This is a genomic window from Streptomyces violascens (genome assembly GCF_014649955.1).
Classification (GTDB): domain Bacteria; phylum Actinomycetota; class Actinomycetes; order Streptomycetales; family Streptomycetaceae; genus Streptomyces; species Streptomyces violascens.
Genome location: NZ_BMUA01000004.1, coordinates 208853 through 225126 on the forward strand (window position 1 = coordinate 208853; position 16274 = coordinate 225126).

General features: G+C 69.7%; 16 protein-coding genes. 12 read left to right on the forward strand and 4 right to left on the reverse strand.

Translation table 11 applies throughout. From position 1 onward, the window contains the following. Positions 1-106: 106 nt before the first annotated feature. A complete protein-coding gene (locus IE206_RS11895) occupies positions 107-778 on the reverse strand; it encodes a response regulator (RefSeq protein WP_053723497.1) in 672 nt (223 codons plus the stop codon). Positions 779-906: 128 nt separating this feature from the next. Next, on the reverse strand, positions 907-1764 hold the full coding sequence (locus tag IE206_RS11900) for a RecB family exonuclease (RefSeq protein ID WP_226598747.1): 858 nt from the start codon (positions 1762-1764) through the stop codon (positions 907-909). Between the two features lie 178 nt (positions 1765-1942). Here IE206_RS11900 and IE206_RS11905 point away from each other — a divergent pair, with 178 nt between their 5' ends. The 3 genes from IE206_RS11905 to IE206_RS11915 all read left to right on the forward strand — a co-directional run bounded on the left by IE206_RS11905 (position 1943) and on the right by IE206_RS11915 (position 4914). Next, positions 1943-3199, forward strand: coding sequence for a site-2 protease family protein (locus IE206_RS11905; RefSeq protein WP_189962081.1), 1257 nt, complete (start codon positions 1943-1945; stop codon positions 3197-3199). A gap of 56 nt (positions 3200-3255) precedes the next feature. Continuing rightward, positions 3256-4143 carry a tRNA (adenine-N1)-methyltransferase gene (locus IE206_RS11910; RefSeq protein WP_053723500.1) on the forward strand — a complete coding sequence of 296 codons (888 nt, stop codon included), beginning with the start codon at positions 3256-3258 and terminating at the stop codon, positions 4141-4143. A 189-nt stretch (positions 4144-4332) separates the two neighbouring features. Beyond that, positions 4333-4914, forward strand: coding sequence for a hypothetical protein (locus IE206_RS11915; protein WP_189962082.1), 582 nt, complete (start codon positions 4333-4335; stop codon positions 4912-4914). Positions 4915-4946: 32 nt separating this feature from the next. On the opposite strand, the gene IE206_RS11920 is transcribed toward IE206_RS11915, so the two are convergent. Further along, positions 4947-5225 carry a ferredoxin gene (locus tag IE206_RS11920; protein WP_189962083.1) on the reverse strand — a complete coding sequence of 93 codons (279 nt, stop codon included), beginning with the start codon at positions 5223-5225 and terminating at the stop codon, positions 4947-4949. A gap of 240 nt (positions 5226-5465) precedes the next feature. Between IE206_RS11920 and arc the strand changes: the two genes are divergently transcribed. The 6 genes from arc to prcA all read left to right on the forward strand — a co-directional run bounded on the left by arc (position 5466) and on the right by prcA (position 11230). Continuing rightward, entirely contained in the window at positions 5466-7232 is a 1767-nt protein-coding gene (gene arc, locus IE206_RS11925) for a proteasome ATPase (protein WP_189962084.1), read from the forward strand. A gap of 234 nt (positions 7233-7466) precedes the next feature. Continuing rightward, positions 7467-8978 (forward strand): depupylase/deamidase Dop, encoded by a 1512-nt coding sequence (gene dop / locus IE206_RS11930; protein WP_189962085.1) that lies wholly within the window; start codon positions 7467-7469, stop codon positions 8976-8978. 120 nt (positions 8979-9098) lie between these two features. After that, entirely contained in the window at positions 9099-9317 is a 219-nt protein-coding gene (locus IE206_RS11935; protein ID WP_016325855.1) for a ubiquitin-like protein Pup, read from the forward strand. 104 nt (positions 9318-9421) lie between these two features. Then, complete coding sequence (locus IE206_RS11940; protein WP_373300911.1) at positions 9422-9619, forward strand: endonuclease domain-containing protein; 198 nt, start codon at positions 9422-9424, stop codon at positions 9617-9619. Continuing rightward, positions 9571-10416, forward strand: a complete 846-nt coding sequence (prcB, locus tag IE206_RS11945; protein ID WP_189962086.1) for a proteasome subunit beta — start codon at positions 9571-9573, stop codon at positions 10414-10416. The genes IE206_RS11940 and prcB overlap by 49 nt, the downstream gene beginning before the upstream one ends. A 55-nt stretch (positions 10417-10471) precedes the next feature. Next, positions 10472-11230: a proteasome subunit alpha gene (gene prcA, locus IE206_RS11950; RefSeq protein ID WP_189962087.1), complete on the forward strand. Its 759-nt coding sequence runs from the start codon at positions 10472-10474 to the stop codon at positions 11228-11230. A gap of 32 nt (positions 11231-11262) precedes the next feature. On the opposite strand, the gene IE206_RS11955 is transcribed toward prcA, so the two are convergent. Further along, the gene (locus IE206_RS11955) at positions 11263-12285 is read right to left on the reverse strand and encodes a LacI family DNA-binding transcriptional regulator (protein WP_189962323.1); all 1023 of its coding nucleotides are present in this window, start codon (positions 12283-12285) and stop codon (positions 11263-11265) included. A 175-nt stretch (positions 12286-12460) separates the two neighbouring features. Here IE206_RS11955 and IE206_RS11960 point away from each other — a divergent pair, with 175 nt between their 5' ends. From IE206_RS11960 to IE206_RS11970, 3 genes are all read left to right on the forward strand, one after another. Next, positions 12461-13720 carry an MFS transporter gene (locus tag IE206_RS11960; RefSeq protein ID WP_189962088.1) on the forward strand — a complete coding sequence of 420 codons (1260 nt, stop codon included), beginning with the start codon at positions 12461-12463 and terminating at the stop codon, positions 13718-13720. Between the two features lie 9 nt (positions 13721-13729). After that, positions 13730-15091 (forward strand): Pup--protein ligase, encoded by a 1362-nt coding sequence (gene pafA / locus IE206_RS11965; protein WP_053723508.1) that lies wholly within the window; start codon positions 13730-13732, stop codon positions 15089-15091. A gap of 133 nt (positions 15092-15224) precedes the next feature. Then, positions 15225-16235, forward strand: coding sequence for an FKBP-type peptidyl-prolyl cis-trans isomerase (locus IE206_RS11970; RefSeq protein WP_189962089.1), 1011 nt, complete (start codon positions 15225-15227; stop codon positions 16233-16235). Positions 16236-16274: the final 39 nt, after the last annotated feature.

Here is a 16274-nt window from a genome sequence, read left to right on the forward strand (position 1 = left end):
CACCGACGCCCGCAGCCGAAGGCCGGCAACATCCAGCCCCTCCGGCATTCGAGGAGCGGGGGCCCGGGGGCAGCGCCCCCGGAAGGCTCAGGGAGCCACCCCGCCCTCACTGTGCGCCGGGCCGAACCAACCCACTCTCGTACGCGTAAACGGCCGCCTGCACCCGGTCCCGCAAGCCCAGCTTCGTCAGCACATGCCCCACATGCGTCTTCACCGTCGTCTCGCTGACGAACAGATCCGCCGCGATCTCCGCGTTGGACAGCCCGCGGGCAACCAGCTTCAGGACCTCGACCTCACGGTCGGTCAGCGTGTGCAGCGTGTCCGGCACCGGCTCCTCGCCGGACGGCAGATGGTCGGCGTACTTGTCGAGCAGGCGGCGCGTGATCGACGGCGCCAGCATCGCCTCGCCGGCCGCGACCACCCGGATCGCCTGCACCAGCTCGTTGGCGGGCGCGTCCTTCAGGAGGAAGCCGCTGGCCCCCGCCTTGAGCGCCTCCACCACGTACTCGTCGAGGTCGAAGGTGGTCAGGACGAGCACCTTCGCGGGGCCGTCCTTGCCGGGCCCGCTGATCTGGCGCGTCGCCTCGACGCCGTCCATCCGGGGCATCCGGATGTCCATGAGGACCACATCGGGCTGAAGCGCCCGGACCTGATCGAGGGCCTGCAGACCGTCACCGGCCTCGCCGACCACCGCGATGTCCTGCTCGGCCTCCAGGATCATCCGGAAGCCGGTGCGCAGCAGCGGCTGGTCGTCGACCAGTAGGACGCGGATCGCCACGGGTACTCCTCATCAGGATTGCTGGACCGGGCCCATTCTGCCCTGCTCACCGGTGGTGGATGCGGCCGGGAGAGGCCCCGGGCGACCGGCACCCCGGGAGGTCCCGGGCCAACGGCCGCCGCTGGAACTCAGCCTGCCGACTCCGGCGCCGGAGCGATGGACAACGGGTATACCGGGGGAGTCCCACCGAATTCCGGACAGACCGCCTGATGGTCGCACCAGCCGCACAGCTTGGTGGGCCGGGGCCGCCAGTCGCCCGTCTCGGTGGCGAGCCGGATCGCCTCCCACAGCGCGAGCAGCTTCCGCTCCACCTGGACGAGGTCCGCCTCGACCGGGTCGTACGTCAGCACGTCGCCACTGCCCAGGTACACGAGCTGAAGCCGGCGCGGCACGACCTGCTTCAGGCGCCACACCACCAGCGCGTAGAACTTCATCTGGAAGAGCGCGCCCTCCGCGTACTCCGGCCGCGGCGCCTTGCCCGTCTTGTAGTCGACGATCCGCACCTCGCCGGTGGGCGCCACGTCCACCCGGTCGATGACCCCGCGCAGCCGCAGCCCCGAATCCAGCTCGGTCTCGACGAAGAACTCCCGCTCCACCGGCTCAAGGCGCGTGGGATCCTCCAGCGAGAACCACCGCTCCACCAGCCGCTCGGCCTCGCCCAGCCACTTGGTGAGCCGCTCGCCCTCGGTGTCCTCGGCGAACAGCTCGGTCAGCTCCGGCTTCGATTCGAGCAGCCGGTCCCACTGCCCCGGGATCATCGACTTGGCGCGCGGCGCGGTGCGCTCGGCCGCCGGGTCGTCGAAGAGCCGCTCCAGAACGGCGTGCACCAGCGTGCCGCGCGTGGCCGCCTCGCTCGGCTTCTCGGGCAGTCTGTCGATCACCCGGAACCGGTACAGCAAGGGGCACTGCATGAAGTCGTTCGCCCGCGACGGCGACAGCGACGTTGGCTGCTGTGCGGCCGCGGCCCCACCGGTGCTCGTACTCATGACACAGACCCTACGACCCGCCACTGACAGCGAGCGGAATACCATCGACGACAGGCGCCCTCACCCTGCATGATCGTGGCATCGCACCATGCAGCGAACATTCGGCGGACGAGGAGAGTCCGGCCGGGGCTCCGGGGCAGGTTTCCCGGAGCAGGCATCGTACCGACGAAGGGAACCCGTGGAAGACAGCGGCGAGAGCGGCGAGCGCGGACGGCCGCAGTCCGGCGCGGAGGGCAACACCCCGGGTCCGGGCCCGGGCAACGGCAAACAGCCCCGCTCCGGACCCGGCGGCGGACTCCTGATGGGCCGCCCCTTCGGAGTGCCCGTCTACGTCGCCCCCAGCTGGTTCCTGGTCGCCGCCCTGATCACCTGGGTCTTCGGCGGCCAGCTCGACCGGGTCCTGCCCGAACTCGGCGCCGCCCGCTACCTCGTGTCGCTCTTCTTCGCCGTGGCCTTCTACGCCTCCGTGCTGGTCCACGAACTCGCCCACACCGTGGCCGCGCTGCGCTTCAAGCTGCCGGTGCGCCGGATCCAGCTCCAGTTCTTCGGCGGAGTCTCCGAGATCGAGAAGGAGACCGAGACGCCGGGCCGCGAGTTCGTCCTCGCCTTCGTCGGCCCGCTGCTCTCCCTGGTCCTGTCCGGCGTCTTCTACCTCGGCATGAAGGCCGTCGAACCCGGCACCGTGCCCGGCGTGCTCCTGGCCGGCCTGATGATCTCCAACCTCATCGTGGCCGGCTTCAACCTGCTGCCCGGCCTGCCCCTGGACGGCGGCCGCATGCTCCGCGCCGTCGTCTGGAAGATCACCGGCAAGCCCATGAGCGGCACGATCGCCGCCGCCTGGGTCGGCCGCGCGCTCGCCGTCACCGTCCTCATCGGCCTGCCGCTGCTCACCCAGACCGGCGTGCTCGGCAATTCGCCCGACGAGGTCAGCGGCATGGACACCGTCACCGACGCGCTGCTCGCCGCCATCCTCGCCGCGATCATCTGGACCGGCGCCGGCAACAGCCTGCGCATGGCCCGGCTGCGCGAACACCTCCCCGAGCTGCGCGCACGCACCCTCACCCGGCGCGCCGTCCCCGTCGAGTCCACCACCCCGCTCTCCGAAGCACTGCGCCGCGCCAACGAGGCGGGCGCCCGCGCGCTGGTCGTCGTCGACGGGCACGGCGACCCGACCGGCCTCGTCCGCGAGGCCGCCATCGTCGGCGTCCCCGAACACCGCCGCCCCTGGGTCGCCGTCAGCGGCCTCGCCCAGGAACTCACCGACGGCATGCGCGTCCCGGCCGAGCTCGCCGGAGAGCCCCTGCTCGATCTGCTCCGGGCCACCCCCGCCACCGAGTACCTGGTCGTCGAGGAGACCGGCGAGATCTACGGAGTGCTGTCCGCGGCCGACGTGGAGAAGGCGTTCGTCGCGGCCATGGCGCGGCCCGGCTCCTGACACCGGGCGCCGCCGCCGTGGCGTTCGCGGCCCCGTACGGCCGGTACTCTGGTCGTATGTCCGAACCGACCGGTGCCGCCCGCCGTCGCGGGCCCTTCAAGGTCGGGGACCAGGTCCAGCTCACCGACCCCAAGGGACGCCACTACACGTTCACGCTCGAAGCCGGGAAGAATTTCCACACCCACAAGGGTTCCTTCCCGCACGACGAGCTGATCGGTGCTCCCGAGGGCAGTGTTGTCCGTACCACGGGAAACGTCGCCTACCTCGCGCTGCGCCCCCTGCTCCCCGACTTCGTCCTGTCCATGCCCCGCGGCGCCGCCGTGGTCTACCCCAAGGACGCGGGGCAGATCCTGGCCTTCGCCGACATCTTCGCCGGCGCTCGCGTCGTCGAGGCCGGGGTCGGCTCGGGCTCGCTGAGTGCCTTCCTGCTGCGCGCCATCGGCGACCACGGAATGCTGCACTCCTACGAGCGCCGCGAGGACTTCGCCGAGATCGCCACGCAGAACGTGGAGCGCTACTTCGGCGGCCCGCACCCCGCCTGGCAGCTGACCGTCGGCGACCTCCAGGACAACCTGTCGGACACCGACGTCGACCGCGTCATTCTGGACATGCTCGCCCCCTGGGAGTGCCTGGACGCCGTCTCCAAGGCGCTCGTCCCCGGCGGCATCCTGTGCTGCTACGTGGCCACCACCACCCAGCTCTCGCGCACCGTCGAGTCCATCCGCGAGATCGGCTGCTTCGCCGAGCCGCAGCCCTGGGAATCGATGATCCGCAACTGGCACGTCGAGGGCCTGGCCGTCCGCCCGGACCACCGGATGATCGGCCACACCGGCTTCCTGGTGACCGCCCGCCGCCTCGCGGACGGCGTGGAACCCCCGATGCGCCGCCGCCGCCCCGCCAAGGGCGCGTACGGCGACGACTACGAGGGCCCCAACAAGGACTGAGCTCCCGTCCTGGGGCTGAGCCTCGTACAACGAACCGGCGCCGCCGCCGAGTTCCCGGACCGACACGGGAACTCGGCGGCGGCGCCTTTACGTTGAGCCTGTTGCCCCGGTATTCCGCCCACCTGTGACGTGTGGCACGATGCTGGCCACCCCCACCACCCGCACCGCCCTTCACAGGAGACCTCCCGCGTGCAGACTGCCGCCGTCCCTGAGCTCGCGCACACCCATGCCCGCCCCGTTCACTGGATCGCCACCGCAACCGCCATGGCCGCAGTCGTCGCGATCGCGGGCTTCCTGCAGCCGGACGCGGCCAAGGCCTCCCAGACACCCGGCGAGCGCGGCACCACCCCGCTGACGACGGCAGCCGCCCCCGACACGGGCGCGGTCGCCTTCCCGCTCGACTGCGGGAGCAACGGCACGGCGGTGGAGAAGAAGGCCTCGGGCGACCTCGACGGCGACGGCGCCCCCGAAACCGTCGCCGTCGTGCACTGCAACGCCGGCGGCGGCACCCCGCCCAGCGGCATCTACGTCCTGACGAAGCCGGTGGTGAAGGGAGCGCCGCCGCGCGTGGTGGCGACGCTGGTGGACCCCAGGGAGAAGCAGACCGTCGCCGACTTCGACGTACGGGACGGAGCGGTGGCGGCGACCCTGCTCGGCTACTCCTCCGACGACGTGCCGCGCTTCCAGCCGGACGTGCGCCAGCAGGTCAAGTGGCGCTGGCGGGGCGGGAAGTTCGTCCGCTCTGCCGGCGCCGCCGCGATGGGCGTCTGAGCGACCCGGTGTAGCACCGGGTCACCCTCCGCTCACTCCGCGTCGGGCCCGTACACCTCGACGCTGTCCGAAACCCGACGTACGTGAATACAGTCGCCCGGGCACTCCTTCGCGGAGTCCACGACGTCCTGGAGCAGCGGCAGCGGTACGGGTGTTGTGGCCCCGGGCGTCTGCAGCAACTCGTCCTCGGAACTCTTCACATACGCAAGCCCGTCGATGTCCAGCTCGAAGACCTCGGGGGCGTACTGGACGCAGATGCCGTCGCCGGTGCACAGGTCCTGGTCGATCCAGACTTCGAGAGCCTCGTTCATGTGCCTGCCGTTCCTGCGCGAGTGAATCAATCGGTGCCAGCCCTGACGGGTGTTGACCCCATCGACGATAACAACCGCCCGCTTTCCGATGTTGATGGGTGGGTATTCCCCTGGCGTGAGGGAGAGCGCAAGGGTGAAGATCAGACACACCTCAGAGTCTTTGTGATCTAGGGGTTTCAATCACCACCAGCCCAGGTAGGGTCAGGAAGCGTCCAGCTCCCCTTGGAGGAGGTGAGGACCGTGGCAGCCCACGACGACGACATCAACCGCGGCATCCGGCCCGGGCGGGGGTCTGAGGACCCAGCCGGCCAGGTTGCCTATCTAGAGCAGGAAATCGCCGTCCTGCGACGTAAGCTCGCCGACTCGCCGCGTCATACGAGGATTCTCGAAGAGCGGATCGTCGAGCTGCAGACCAGCCTGGCGGGCGTGTCCGCGCAGAACGAGCGGCTCGCCAACACGCTCCGCGAGGCCCGCGACCAGATCGTGGCCCTCAAGGAGGAGGTCGACCGGCTCGCGCAGCCGCCGGCCGGCTTCGGAGTCTTCCTGCAGTCCAACGAGGACGGCACCGCCGACATCTTCACCGGGGGCCGCAAGCTCCGGGTGAACGTCAGCCCCAGCGTCGAGCTCGACGACCTGAGGCGCGGCCAGGAAGTCATGCTGAACGAAGCGCTCAACGTGGTCGAGGCCATGGAGTTCGAGCGCGCCGGGGACATCGTCACCCTCAAGGAGATCCTGGAGGACGGCGAGCGCGCCCTGGTGATCGGGCACACCGACGAGGAACGGGTGGTGAGGCTCGCCGAGCCGCTCCTGGACATCACCATCCGCCCCGGCGATGCGCTCCTGCTGGAACCCAGGTCCGGCTACGTCTACGAAGTGGTACCGAAGAGCGAGGTCGAGGAACTGGTCCTCGAAGAGGTCCCGGACGTCGACTACGACAAGATCGGCGGTCTGGGCAACCAGATCGAGCTGATCCGCGACGCGGTCGAGCTCCCCTACCTCTACCCCGACCTCTTCAAGGAGCACGAACTGCGGCCGCCGAAGGGCATCCTGCTCTACGGCCCGCCGGGATGCGGCAAGACGCTGATCGCGAAGGCGGTCGCCAACTCCCTTGCCAAGAAGGTCGCCGAGGTGACCGGCCAGCCCGCGGGGAAGAGCTACTTCCTCAACATCAAGGGCCCCGAGCTCCTCAACAAGTACGTCGGTGAGACCGAGCGGCACATCCGCCTGGTCTTCCAGCGTGCGCGGGAGAAGGCGAGCGAGGGCACCCCCGTCATCGTCTTCTTCGACGAGATGGAATCCCTCTTCCGCACCCGCGGATCCGGTGTCAGCTCGGACGTGGAGAACACCATCGTCCCGCAGCTGCTCGCCGAGATCGACGGCGTGGAGGGTCTGGAGAACGTCATCGTCATCGGCGCCTCCAACCGCGAGGACATGATCGACCCCGCGATCCTGCGGCCCGGCCGGCTCGATGTGAAGATCAAGATCGAGCGTCCGGACGCGGAGGCGGCGAAGGACATCTTCGCCAAGTACCTCCGCTCCTCCCTGCCGCTGCACGCCGACGACCTCGCCGAGCACGGCGGGGACGCGGACGGCACCACCCACGCGATGATCCAGTCCGTGGTGGAGCAGATGTACGCGGAGACCGAGGAGAACCGCTTCCTCGAAGTCACCTACGCCAACGGTGACAAGGAAGTCCTGTACTTCAAGGACTTCAACTCCGGCGCCATGATCCAGAACATCGTGGACCGGGCCAAGAAGATGGCCATCAAGGCCTTCCTCGACCAGAACCAGAAGGGCCTTCGGATCTCCCACCTCCTCCAGGCTTGCGTGGACGAGTTCAAGGAGAACGAGGACCTGCCGAACACCACCAACCCGGACGACTGGGCCAGGATTTCCGGAAAGAAGGGCGAGCGGATCGTATTCATCCGCACCCTTGTCACCGGAAAGCAGGGCGCGGACACCGGACGCTCCATCGACACGGTGGCCAACACCGGTCAGTACCTGTAAAAGGCAGGCCGGCTGCGGGTGCCCGGGCGGGCATCCGCAGCCGACTGCTTTTCAGGCCACAAGCAGGGCACGAGCAATGACGGAATTGATCTCCCCACCAGCGCAAAGGCGTTCTAGGCTCTTCGGTACCGCCGAGTCGCGCAGTGCGGGGACGGGCACCGCACACGCACCGGAGAACCAGCGGTACTTGAGCGCCGCTCCCGCGGGGGAGCGCCGCCGGGCAAGGAGGGCCGCATGACCGTACGGCGAGTAATGGGCATCGAGACGGAGTACGGGATCTCCGTCCCCGGCCACCCCAACGCCAATGCCATGCTCACCTCGTCCCAGATCGTCAACGCCTATGCGGCGGCGATGCACCGGGCGCGCCGCGCCCGCTGGGACTTCGAGGAGGAGAACCCGCTGCGGGACGCCCGCGGCTTCGACCTCGCCCGCGAGGCCGCCGACTCGAGCCAGTTGACCGACGAGGACATCGGCCTCGCCAACGTCATCCTCACCAACGGGGCGCGCCTCTACGTCGACCACGCGCACCCCGAGTACAGCTCACCCGAGGTCACCAACCCGCGCGACGCCGTCCTGTGGGACAAGGCCGGCGAGCGCATCATGGCCGAGGCGGCCGAACGCGCGGCCCAGCTCCCCGGCGCCCAGCCGATCCACCTGTACAAGAACAACACCGACAACAAGGGCGCCTCGTACGGCACGCACGAGAACTACCTGATGAAGCGGGAGACCGCCTTCTCGGACATCGTGCGCCACCTGACGCCGTTCTTCGTCTCGCGCCAGGTCATCACCGGCGCCGGGCGCGTGGGCATCGGCCAGGACGGCCACGAGCACGGCTTCCAGATCAGCCAGCGCGCCGACTACTTCGAGGTCGAGGTCGGCCTGGAGACGACGCTCAAGCGCCCGATCATCAACACCCGCGACGAACCCCACGCGGACGCCGAGAAGTACCGCCGCCTGCACGTCATCATCGGCGACGCGAACCTCTCGGAGATCTCGACGTACCTCAAGCTGGGCACGACCTCCCTGGTCCTCTCCATGATCGAGGAAGGGTTCATCAACGTCGACCTGGCCGTGGACCAGCCGGTCCGCACCCTCCACCAGGTCTCGCACGACCCCACGCTGCAACACCTCGTCACGCTGCGCAGTGGCCGCAGCCTGACCGCGGTGCAGCTCCAGATGGAGTACTTCGAGCTGGCCCGCAAGTACGTCGAGGAGCGCTTCGGGGCGGACGCCGATGAGCAGACCAAGGACGTCCTGGCCCGCTGGGAGGACGTCCTGAACCGGCTGGAGAACGACCCGATGAGCCTGTCGGGGGAGCTCGACTGGATCGCCAAGCGCGAGCTGATGGAGGGCTACCGGCGCCGGGACGGCCTCGACTGGGACGCGGCCCGGCTGCACCTGGTGGACCTCCAGTACGCCGACGTACGGCCCGACAAGGGCCTCTACAACCGTCTGGTGGCCCGCGGCAAGATGAAGCGGCTCCTGGACGACCCCGGCGTCCTGCGGGCGCAGACCAAGCCCCCGGAGGACACCAGGGCATACTTCCGCGGCCGCTGCCTGGAGCAGTACGCGGACGACGTCGCGGCGGCCTCCTGGGACTCGGTGATCTTCGATCTGCCGGGCCGGGACTCGCTCCAGCGGGTGCCAACCCTGGAACCCCTACGCGGAACGCGTAATCACGTGAAGGCGCTGCTCGACCGGTGCCGTACGGCCGAAGATCTGGTGCGGGTGCTCTCCGGCGGCTGAAAGGCCGCGGGTATGGGAAACACAGAGGTAGGCCCCGCACGTTCCAGAAAGTGCGGGGCCGATGTCAGACCCTGCTTGTAGGGTCTGATCAAGGACATCGAACCGAGCGGGGTGAGGTAGATGGCGACCAAGGACACCGGCGGCGGCCAGCAGAAGGCGACGCGCTCCACCGAGGAGGTCGAGGAGCAGGCGCAGGACGCGCAGGCTTCGGAGGACCTCAAGGAGCGGCAGGAGAAGCTCTCCGACGACGTGGACTCCGTCCTGGACGAAATTGACGACGTCCTCGAAGAGAACGCCGAGGACTTCGTGCGGTCCTTCGTTCAAAAGGGCGGACAGTAGTTCACGGACGTGAACATCGGGGTGCGTCGTGGGAGGCCCGGACCGGGACGCGGGCTTCCCACGGCAGCACTGCCCGGCCCCGCAGGGGCGACCGCGTAATTGGCCTGTCCTGCCCAGCCGTTCATGTGGATCATTGCCGAACGGCGGGTAGGGTCCCAGGCGTACTGTGCTTCAACTGCAATTCGGCCATCGGCCTGTTGGGGGAAATTCCCAACACCGTCCGTCGGGCTGCCGCCTACTTGGAAGGAAACTCGTGGAAGCCAACACTCGTGGCACCGGGCGTCTACCAGCTGCCTTCCTGACGCCTGGCTCCTCCTCATTCATGGACTTCCTGTCCGAGCACTCGCCGGAGATGCTGCCCGGCAAGCGCGCCCTGCCGCCCGTGCAGGGTCACATCGAAGCGCCGCACGGCACGACGATCGTCGCGGCGACGTTCCCCGGCGGGGTCGTCCTGGCCGGCGACCGGCGGGCCACGATGGGCAACATGATCGCCCAGCGCGACATCGAGAAGGTCTTCCCGGCCGACGAGTACTCGGCGGTCGGCATCGCGGGCACCGCCGGCCTCGCCGTCGAGATGGTCAAGCTCTTCCAGCTGGAGCTGGAGCACTTCGAGAAGGTCGAAGGCGCCACGCTCTCCCTGGAGGGCAAGGCCAACCGGCTCTCCACGATGATCCGCAGCAACCTGGGCATGGCCATGCAGGGCCTCGCCGTGGTCCCGCTCTTCGCGGGCTACGACGTGGACCGCGACAAGGGCCGGATCTTCTCCTACGACGTCACCGGCGGCCGCTCCGAGGAGCACGGCTTCGCCGCAACCGGCTCCGGCTCCATCTTCGCCCGGGGCTCCATGAAGAAGCTCTACCGCGACGATCTGACGGAGCAGGAGACGACCACGCTCGTCATCCAGGCGCTCTACGACGCCGCCGACGACGACTCGGCGACCGGCGGCCCGGACATGGCGCGCCGGATCTTCCCGATCGTCACCGTCATCACGGAGGACGGCTTCCGCAGGCTCACCGAGGCGGAGTCCTCCGAGCTCGCCCGCACCATCCTGGAGCGGCGGCTGGAGCAGCCCGACGGCCCCCGGGCCTCCCTCCTCTGAGGCCCGAGCAGGCCCCGAGATGACCCAGCCACTGACAGAAAGGGACGGTTAGCCGGTGTCGACCCCGTTCTATGTCTCACCCCAGCAGGCCATGGCCGACCGTGCGGAGTACGCCCGCAAGGGCATCGCCCGCGGCCGCAGCCTGGTCGTGATCCAGTACGCCGACGGCATCGTGTTCGTCGGTGAGAACCCGTCCCGCGCGCTGCACAAATTCAGCGAGATCTACGACCGGATCGGCTTCGCGGCCGCCGGCAAGTACAACGAGTACGAGAACCTCCGCATCGGCGGCGTCCGTTACGCGGATCTGCGCGGATACACCTACGACCGCGACGACGTGACGGCCCGTGGGCTCGCCAACGTCTACGCGCAGACGCTGGGCACCATCTTCTCCAGCGTCGGCGAGAAGCCGTACGAGGTGGAGCTGGTCGTCGCCGAGGTCGGCAGCACCCCGGAAGAGGACCAGATCTACCGGCTGCCGCACGACGGCTCGATCGTGGACGAGCACGGCTCCGTCGCGGTCGGCGGCAACGCCGAGCAGATCAGCACGTTCCTGGACCAGCGCCACCAGGACGGGATGTCGCTCGCCGAGGCGCTGAAGCTGGCCGTGCAGGCGTTGTCGAACCAGGCGAACGGCGCCGACCGGGAGATCCCCGCCGAGCGCCTGGAGGTCGCGGTCCTGGACCGGACGCGGCCGCAGCAGCGGAAGTTCAAGCGCATCGTCGGCCGTCAGCTCTCCCGGCTGCTCCAGGCGGATGTGGCCAAGACGGAGCCCACCGAGGCCCCTTCGGACCTGGAGGAGACGGAGGACGAGTAGTCCCCCGCTTCCTCACGCGCCCCGGTTCCGCCTCAGGCGGGCCGGGGCGCGGCCGTTGAGCCCCGTACGGCCAGCGAGACGGGCAGGTCCCCGGTCTCGGGCGGGCGCCCCTCCAGGACGGCGAGCAGCGCCGCCATGCCGCGGGCGCCGACCTGTTCGGCGGGCAGCGCGAGCGTGGTGAGCTCCGGCTCCAGGGCCGTGGCGAGGGTGAGGCCGTCGAACCCGGTGACCGACACGTCGTCGGGGATGCGCAGGCCGAGCCGGTGGGCCGCCTTGCAGGCGCCCGCGGCCAGGAAGTCGTCGTCGCAGACCAGCGCGGTCGGGCGCGGGCCGGGGGCGCGCAGGGCCTGCTCGGCCGCCTCCCGCCCGGAGTCCACGCCGAGCGCCGCCCGGACCGTACGCAGCTCGGCGCCCGGCACCCCGGCGAGCGCGTCGGCCCACGCCCGGGCGCGTACGACGAAGGTCCAGGAGTCCACGTCGGCCGCGACATGCAGGAACCGCCGGTGCCCGAGCCCGAGCAGATGCTCCGTCAGCCGCCGTACGCCGTCCGCGATGTCGAGGTTGACGTGGGCCGCGGGGCCCGGCTCACCGGGGTCGCTGTCGAGCATGACCAGCGGCAGGTCGCTGCCGCGGATCGGGGCCAGCGCGCCCGCCGCCATCGAGGAGGCGATCACCCCGTCGAGCGCGGTGCGGGCGGAGTCGAAGGGGTCCCGGGCCGGGCCGATGCCCTCGGGGGAGGGGTAGAGCACCACGCCGAAGCCGTGCTCGGCGGCGACCTTGGCCGCGCCCGCGTAGACCCGGGCGAAGAACTCGCTGGTCATGGCCGGCACGACGAGCAGCGCCGTTCTGGTGCGGCCGAGCCGCAGGCTGCGCGCGGCCAGGTTGGGGCGGTAGCCGAGCTCGCGTGCGGCCTCCCTGACCAGGCCAGCGGTCCGCTCGGAGACCCGGCCGCGCCACTTGTCGCCCAGGACCAGCGAGACGGTGGCCTGCGAGACGCCCGCCGCGCTCGCCACGTCCCGGCTGGTGGGCCGGGACCCGGCCGGCCGCCCGGACATCGCGGCGCGGGCTGCGCGCACCCCCGAGCGGGCCGCCACCGGAGCGGATTCCGGTCTTTCCGGGCTGGTCACAGGTCCTCCAGGGCGGCTGGTCGGCGGGCGCGGGGTGGACCCGCGGACTTGCCACATGGTACGTATGACGTCGGAAGTTATACGTAACACCTAGGGAGTGGCCATGGCGGCGGGATACGTGGAGATCCTTCGGACGCGGCATGCCGCGCGGCTGCTCGCGGGCACCCTCACCGGACGGCTGCCGAACGCGACCGCCGCGATCGCGGTCGTCTTCTTCGTACGGGCCGAAGGCGGCAGCTACTCGCTCGCGGGCGCGCTGACCGCCGTGTACGGCGTGGCCACGGCCGTCGGGCAGCCGCTGCTCGGGCGGGCCGTCGACCTGTACGGACAGCCGCGGGTGATGCTCCCCGCCTCCGTCCTCGCGGCCCTCGGCATGGTCCTGCTCGCCGTCGTCGGCATCGAGCCGGTGGCCGTCGCCTACGCGGCCGTCCTCGTCGCCGGGCTCGCCACACCGCCGCTGGAAGGCGGCCTCCGCGCCCTGTGGCCCAGCGTCCTGAAGCGCGAGGACCAGGTGCACACCGCGTACGCCATGGACGCGATAGCCCAGGAGGTGATGTTCACGGTCGGCCCGCTGCTCGTCACCGTCTCCATAGCCCTCTGGTCGCCCGCCACCGCACTGCTGCTCATCAACGCCCTCGGGGTGCTCGGCGCGCTCAGCGTCGTCCTCTCCGAGCCGTCCAGGTCCTGGCGTTCGGCGCCGCGTGAGGCGCACTGGCTCGGCGCGCTGCGCTCGCCCGGACTGCTCGCGCTGCTCGGCTCGTTCTTCTTCGTCGGCCTCGCGCTCGGCGCCATCATCGTCGCCGCGTCCGCCTACGCCGACGACCACGGCAGCGACACGATCTACGGCTGGCTGATGGCGGCCAACGGGCTCGGCGCGCTGCTCGGCGGGCTCGTCTACGGGGCCCGGCAGTGGAGCGGTGCACCGGAGAAGCGGCTGCGGATTCTGGTCGCGCTGCTCGCCGTCGGCTACCTGCCGCTGACGCTGGTCCCCGGCGTCCCCGCGATGGCCGCGCTCACCGTCGTCTCCGGCCTCTTCCTCGCGCCGTGCATCGCCTGCGCGTTCATCGTCGTCGACCGGCACGCCCCCCGCGGCACGGTCACCGAAGCCTTCTCCTGGCTGGTGACGGCCTTCGGCGTCGGCACCGCGCTCGGCACGGCGGCCGCGGGTCCGGCGGTCGAACTCGGCGGAACGGGTGCCAGTTTCGCGGTCGCGGGCGGCGGCGGCATCGCGGCCCTCGTCGTACTCCTCGCCACCCAGCGCGTCCTGGCAGCTCCCGGGCGTCGGCCTGATGTCGCCGGAGTTGACGAAAATGATCGAAACCGTGCCGTCGAACCCGGTTTCAGCTCAGGCCATCAGGCGTAATGTTCCCTCATGGACCGCCGCATTTTCGGGCTGGAGAACGAGTACGGCGTCACGTGCACGTTCAGGGGACAGCGCCGACTGTCTCCTGACGAAGTGGCGCGCTACCTCTTCCGCCGTGTTGTGTCATGGGGCCGCAGCAGCAACGTCTTTCTGCGGAACGGCGCCCGCCTCTACCTGGACGTGGGATCGCATCCGGAATACGCAACTCCCGAATGCGACAACGTGACCGAACTGGTCACCCACGACAAAGCCGGCGAGCGCATTCTCGAAGGCCTGCTCGTCGACGCCGAACGCCGCCTGCACGAGGAGGGAATCGCGGGCGACGTCTATCTCTTCAAGAACAACACCGACTCGGCGGGAAACTCCTACGGATGCCACGAGAACTATCTCGTCGCCCGGCACGGAGAGTTCTCCCGGCTCGCGGACATCCTCATTCCGTTCCTCGTCACCCGCCAGTTGATCTGCGGCGCCGGCAAGGTGCTGCAGACCCCGCGCGGCGCGGTCTACTGCGTCAGCCAGCGCGCCGAGCACATCTGGGAGGGCGTCAGCTCCGCCACCACCCGCTCGCGTCCGATCATCAACACCCGGGACGAGCCGCACGCGGACGCCGAGCGCTACCGGCGCCTGCACGTCATCGTCGGCGACTCCAACATGTCCGAGACGACCATGCTGCTGAAGGTCGGAGCCACCGACCTCGTCCTGCGCATGATCGAAGCCGGCACGGTCATGCGCGACCTCACCCTGGAGAACCCGATCCGGGCCATCCGCGAGGTCTCCCACGACATCACCGGCCAGCGCAAGGTGCGTCTGGCCAGCGGGCGCGAGGCCTCCGCCCTCGAAGTGCAGCGCGAGTACTACGAGAAGGCCGTGGACTTCGTGGAGCGCCGCGGCATCCGCACCGGCACCGTCGACCAGGTCCTCGAACTGTGGGGCCGCACCCTGGACGCCATCGAGGCCGAGGACCTCGACCGGATCGGCACCGAGATCGACTGGGTCATGAAGTACAAGCTCATCGAGCGGTACCGGGCCAAGAACAACATGACCATGTCGCACCCCCGGGTCGCGCAGATAGACCTCGCCTACCACGACATCCACCGCCGGCGGGGCCTCTACTACCTCCTGGAGCGCAAGGGCCAGGCGGCCAGGATCTGCAACGACCTGAAGATCTTCGAGGGCAAGTCGGTGCCCCCGCAGACCACCAGGGCGCGTCTGCGCGGCGACTTCATCCGCCGTGCCCAGGAGCAGCGCCGGGACTTCACGGTCGACTGGGTGCATCTGAAGCTCAACGACCAGGCGCAGCGCACCGTGTTGTGCAAGGACCCGTTCCGGTCGGTCGACGACCGGGTGGAGAAGCTGATCGCCGGCATGTGAGACACCAGAGGTTCTGGCCGTGGGCCCCGTGCGCTGTTGCGTACGGGGCCCACGGGCATGCCGGACCCTTGTGGTACCGGAGTGGGGCCGTAGAGTGGCGGCTCCGACCGTTCCAGCTACCCCGAGGACCACTGTGCGACGCCGACTTGCTGCCGCGCTCATCGTGCCGGCCCTGATGCTCACCGCGGCCTGCGGAGGAGGTGACGACTCGGCGAAGAAGAAGGACGCGTCCGCTTCTCCCTCCGACCAGGCGTCCCAGCCCGCCGCTCCCAAGCCGGTGTCCGACGCCTCGCCGATGCCCACCGTCGCGGGCGACCTGGGCAAGAAGCCCACGATCACCATCCCCAAGGGCGACCCGAGCGGGAAGTTCGTCGTCAAGACGCTGACCGCGGGCACCGGCCCCGAGGTCAAGAAGAACGACCTCGCGGTGACGAAGTACACCGGGAAGATCTGGAAGAGCGGCAAGGACCTCGCCGGTTCCTACGACAAGGACGGCGTGCCCCAGGTCATCCCGGCGGGCTCGCAGACCTACATCCCCGCGTTCAGCGAGGCGGTGCTCGGCCAGAAGGTCGGCGCGCGCGTCCTGGTCGTGGCCCCGCCGTCCGCCGCGTTCGGCGCCGCGGGCAAGCAGGAGCTCGGCGTCTCCGGCACCGACAACCTGGTCTTCGTCCTCGACGTCGACAGCGTGATGCCGAAGAAGGTCGATGGCACCCAGGCGGCCATCCCGTCCGACCTGCCGCAGATCAAGGCGGACAAGGAAGAGGCCGCCACGATCACGGTCCCGAAGAACGACCCGCCGAAGAAGCTCGTCGACCAGGTCCTCATCGAGGGCAAGGGCGCCGAGGTCAAGAGCGGCCAGACCGTCTACATGCAGTACAGCGGCGCCACCTGGAAGCCCAACGAGGGCGCGGCGCAGGCGAAGCTGTTCGACACGTCCTGGAAGACCGGCGCCCCGTTCTCGACCCAGATCGGCCAGGGCCAGGTCATCGAGGGCTGGGACAAGGGCCTGGTCGGCAAGAAGGTCGGCAGCCGTGTCCTGCTCGTCATCCCGCCGGAGCAGGGCTACAAGGACAAGGCCCAGGGTGCGGACATCCCGGCCAACTCGACCCTGGTCTTCGTCGTGGACATCCTCGGAGCAGTGTAAGACTGTCCGGGTTGCCCATAGCGATAAGTAGGAGCATTA

What these genes read in the sequence shown, in the direction of transcription:
- IE206_RS11900 (WP_226598747.1), bottom strand. Translation starts at nt 1,764, where the DNA reads ATGAGTACGAGCACCGGTGGGGCCGCGGCCGCACAGCAGCCAACGTCG.
- IE206_RS11910 (WP_053723500.1), top strand. Translation starts at nt 3,256, where the DNA reads ATGTCCGAACCGACCGGTGCCGCCCGCCGTCGCGGGCCCTTCAAGGTC.
- IE206_RS11920 (WP_189962083.1), bottom strand. Translation starts at nt 5,225, where the DNA reads ATGAACGAGGCTCTCGAAGTCTGGATCGACCAGGACCTGTGCACCGGC.
- dop (WP_189962085.1), top strand. Translation starts at nt 7,467, where the DNA reads ATGACCGTACGGCGAGTAATGGGCATCGAGACGGAGTACGGGATCTCC.
- IE206_RS11935 (WP_016325855.1), top strand. Translation starts at nt 9,099, where the DNA reads ATGGCGACCAAGGACACCGGCGGCGGCCAGCAGAAGGCGACGCGCTCC.
- IE206_RS11955 (WP_189962323.1), bottom strand. Translation starts at nt 12,285, where the DNA reads ATGTCCGGGCGGCCGGCCGGGTCCCGGCCCACCAGCCGGGACGTGGCG.
- IE206_RS11960 (WP_189962088.1), top strand. Translation starts at nt 12,461, where the DNA reads ATGGCGGCGGGATACGTGGAGATCCTTCGGACGCGGCATGCCGCGCGG.
- pafA (WP_053723508.1), top strand. Translation starts at nt 13,730, where the DNA reads ATGGACCGCCGCATTTTCGGGCTGGAGAACGAGTACGGCGTCACGTGC.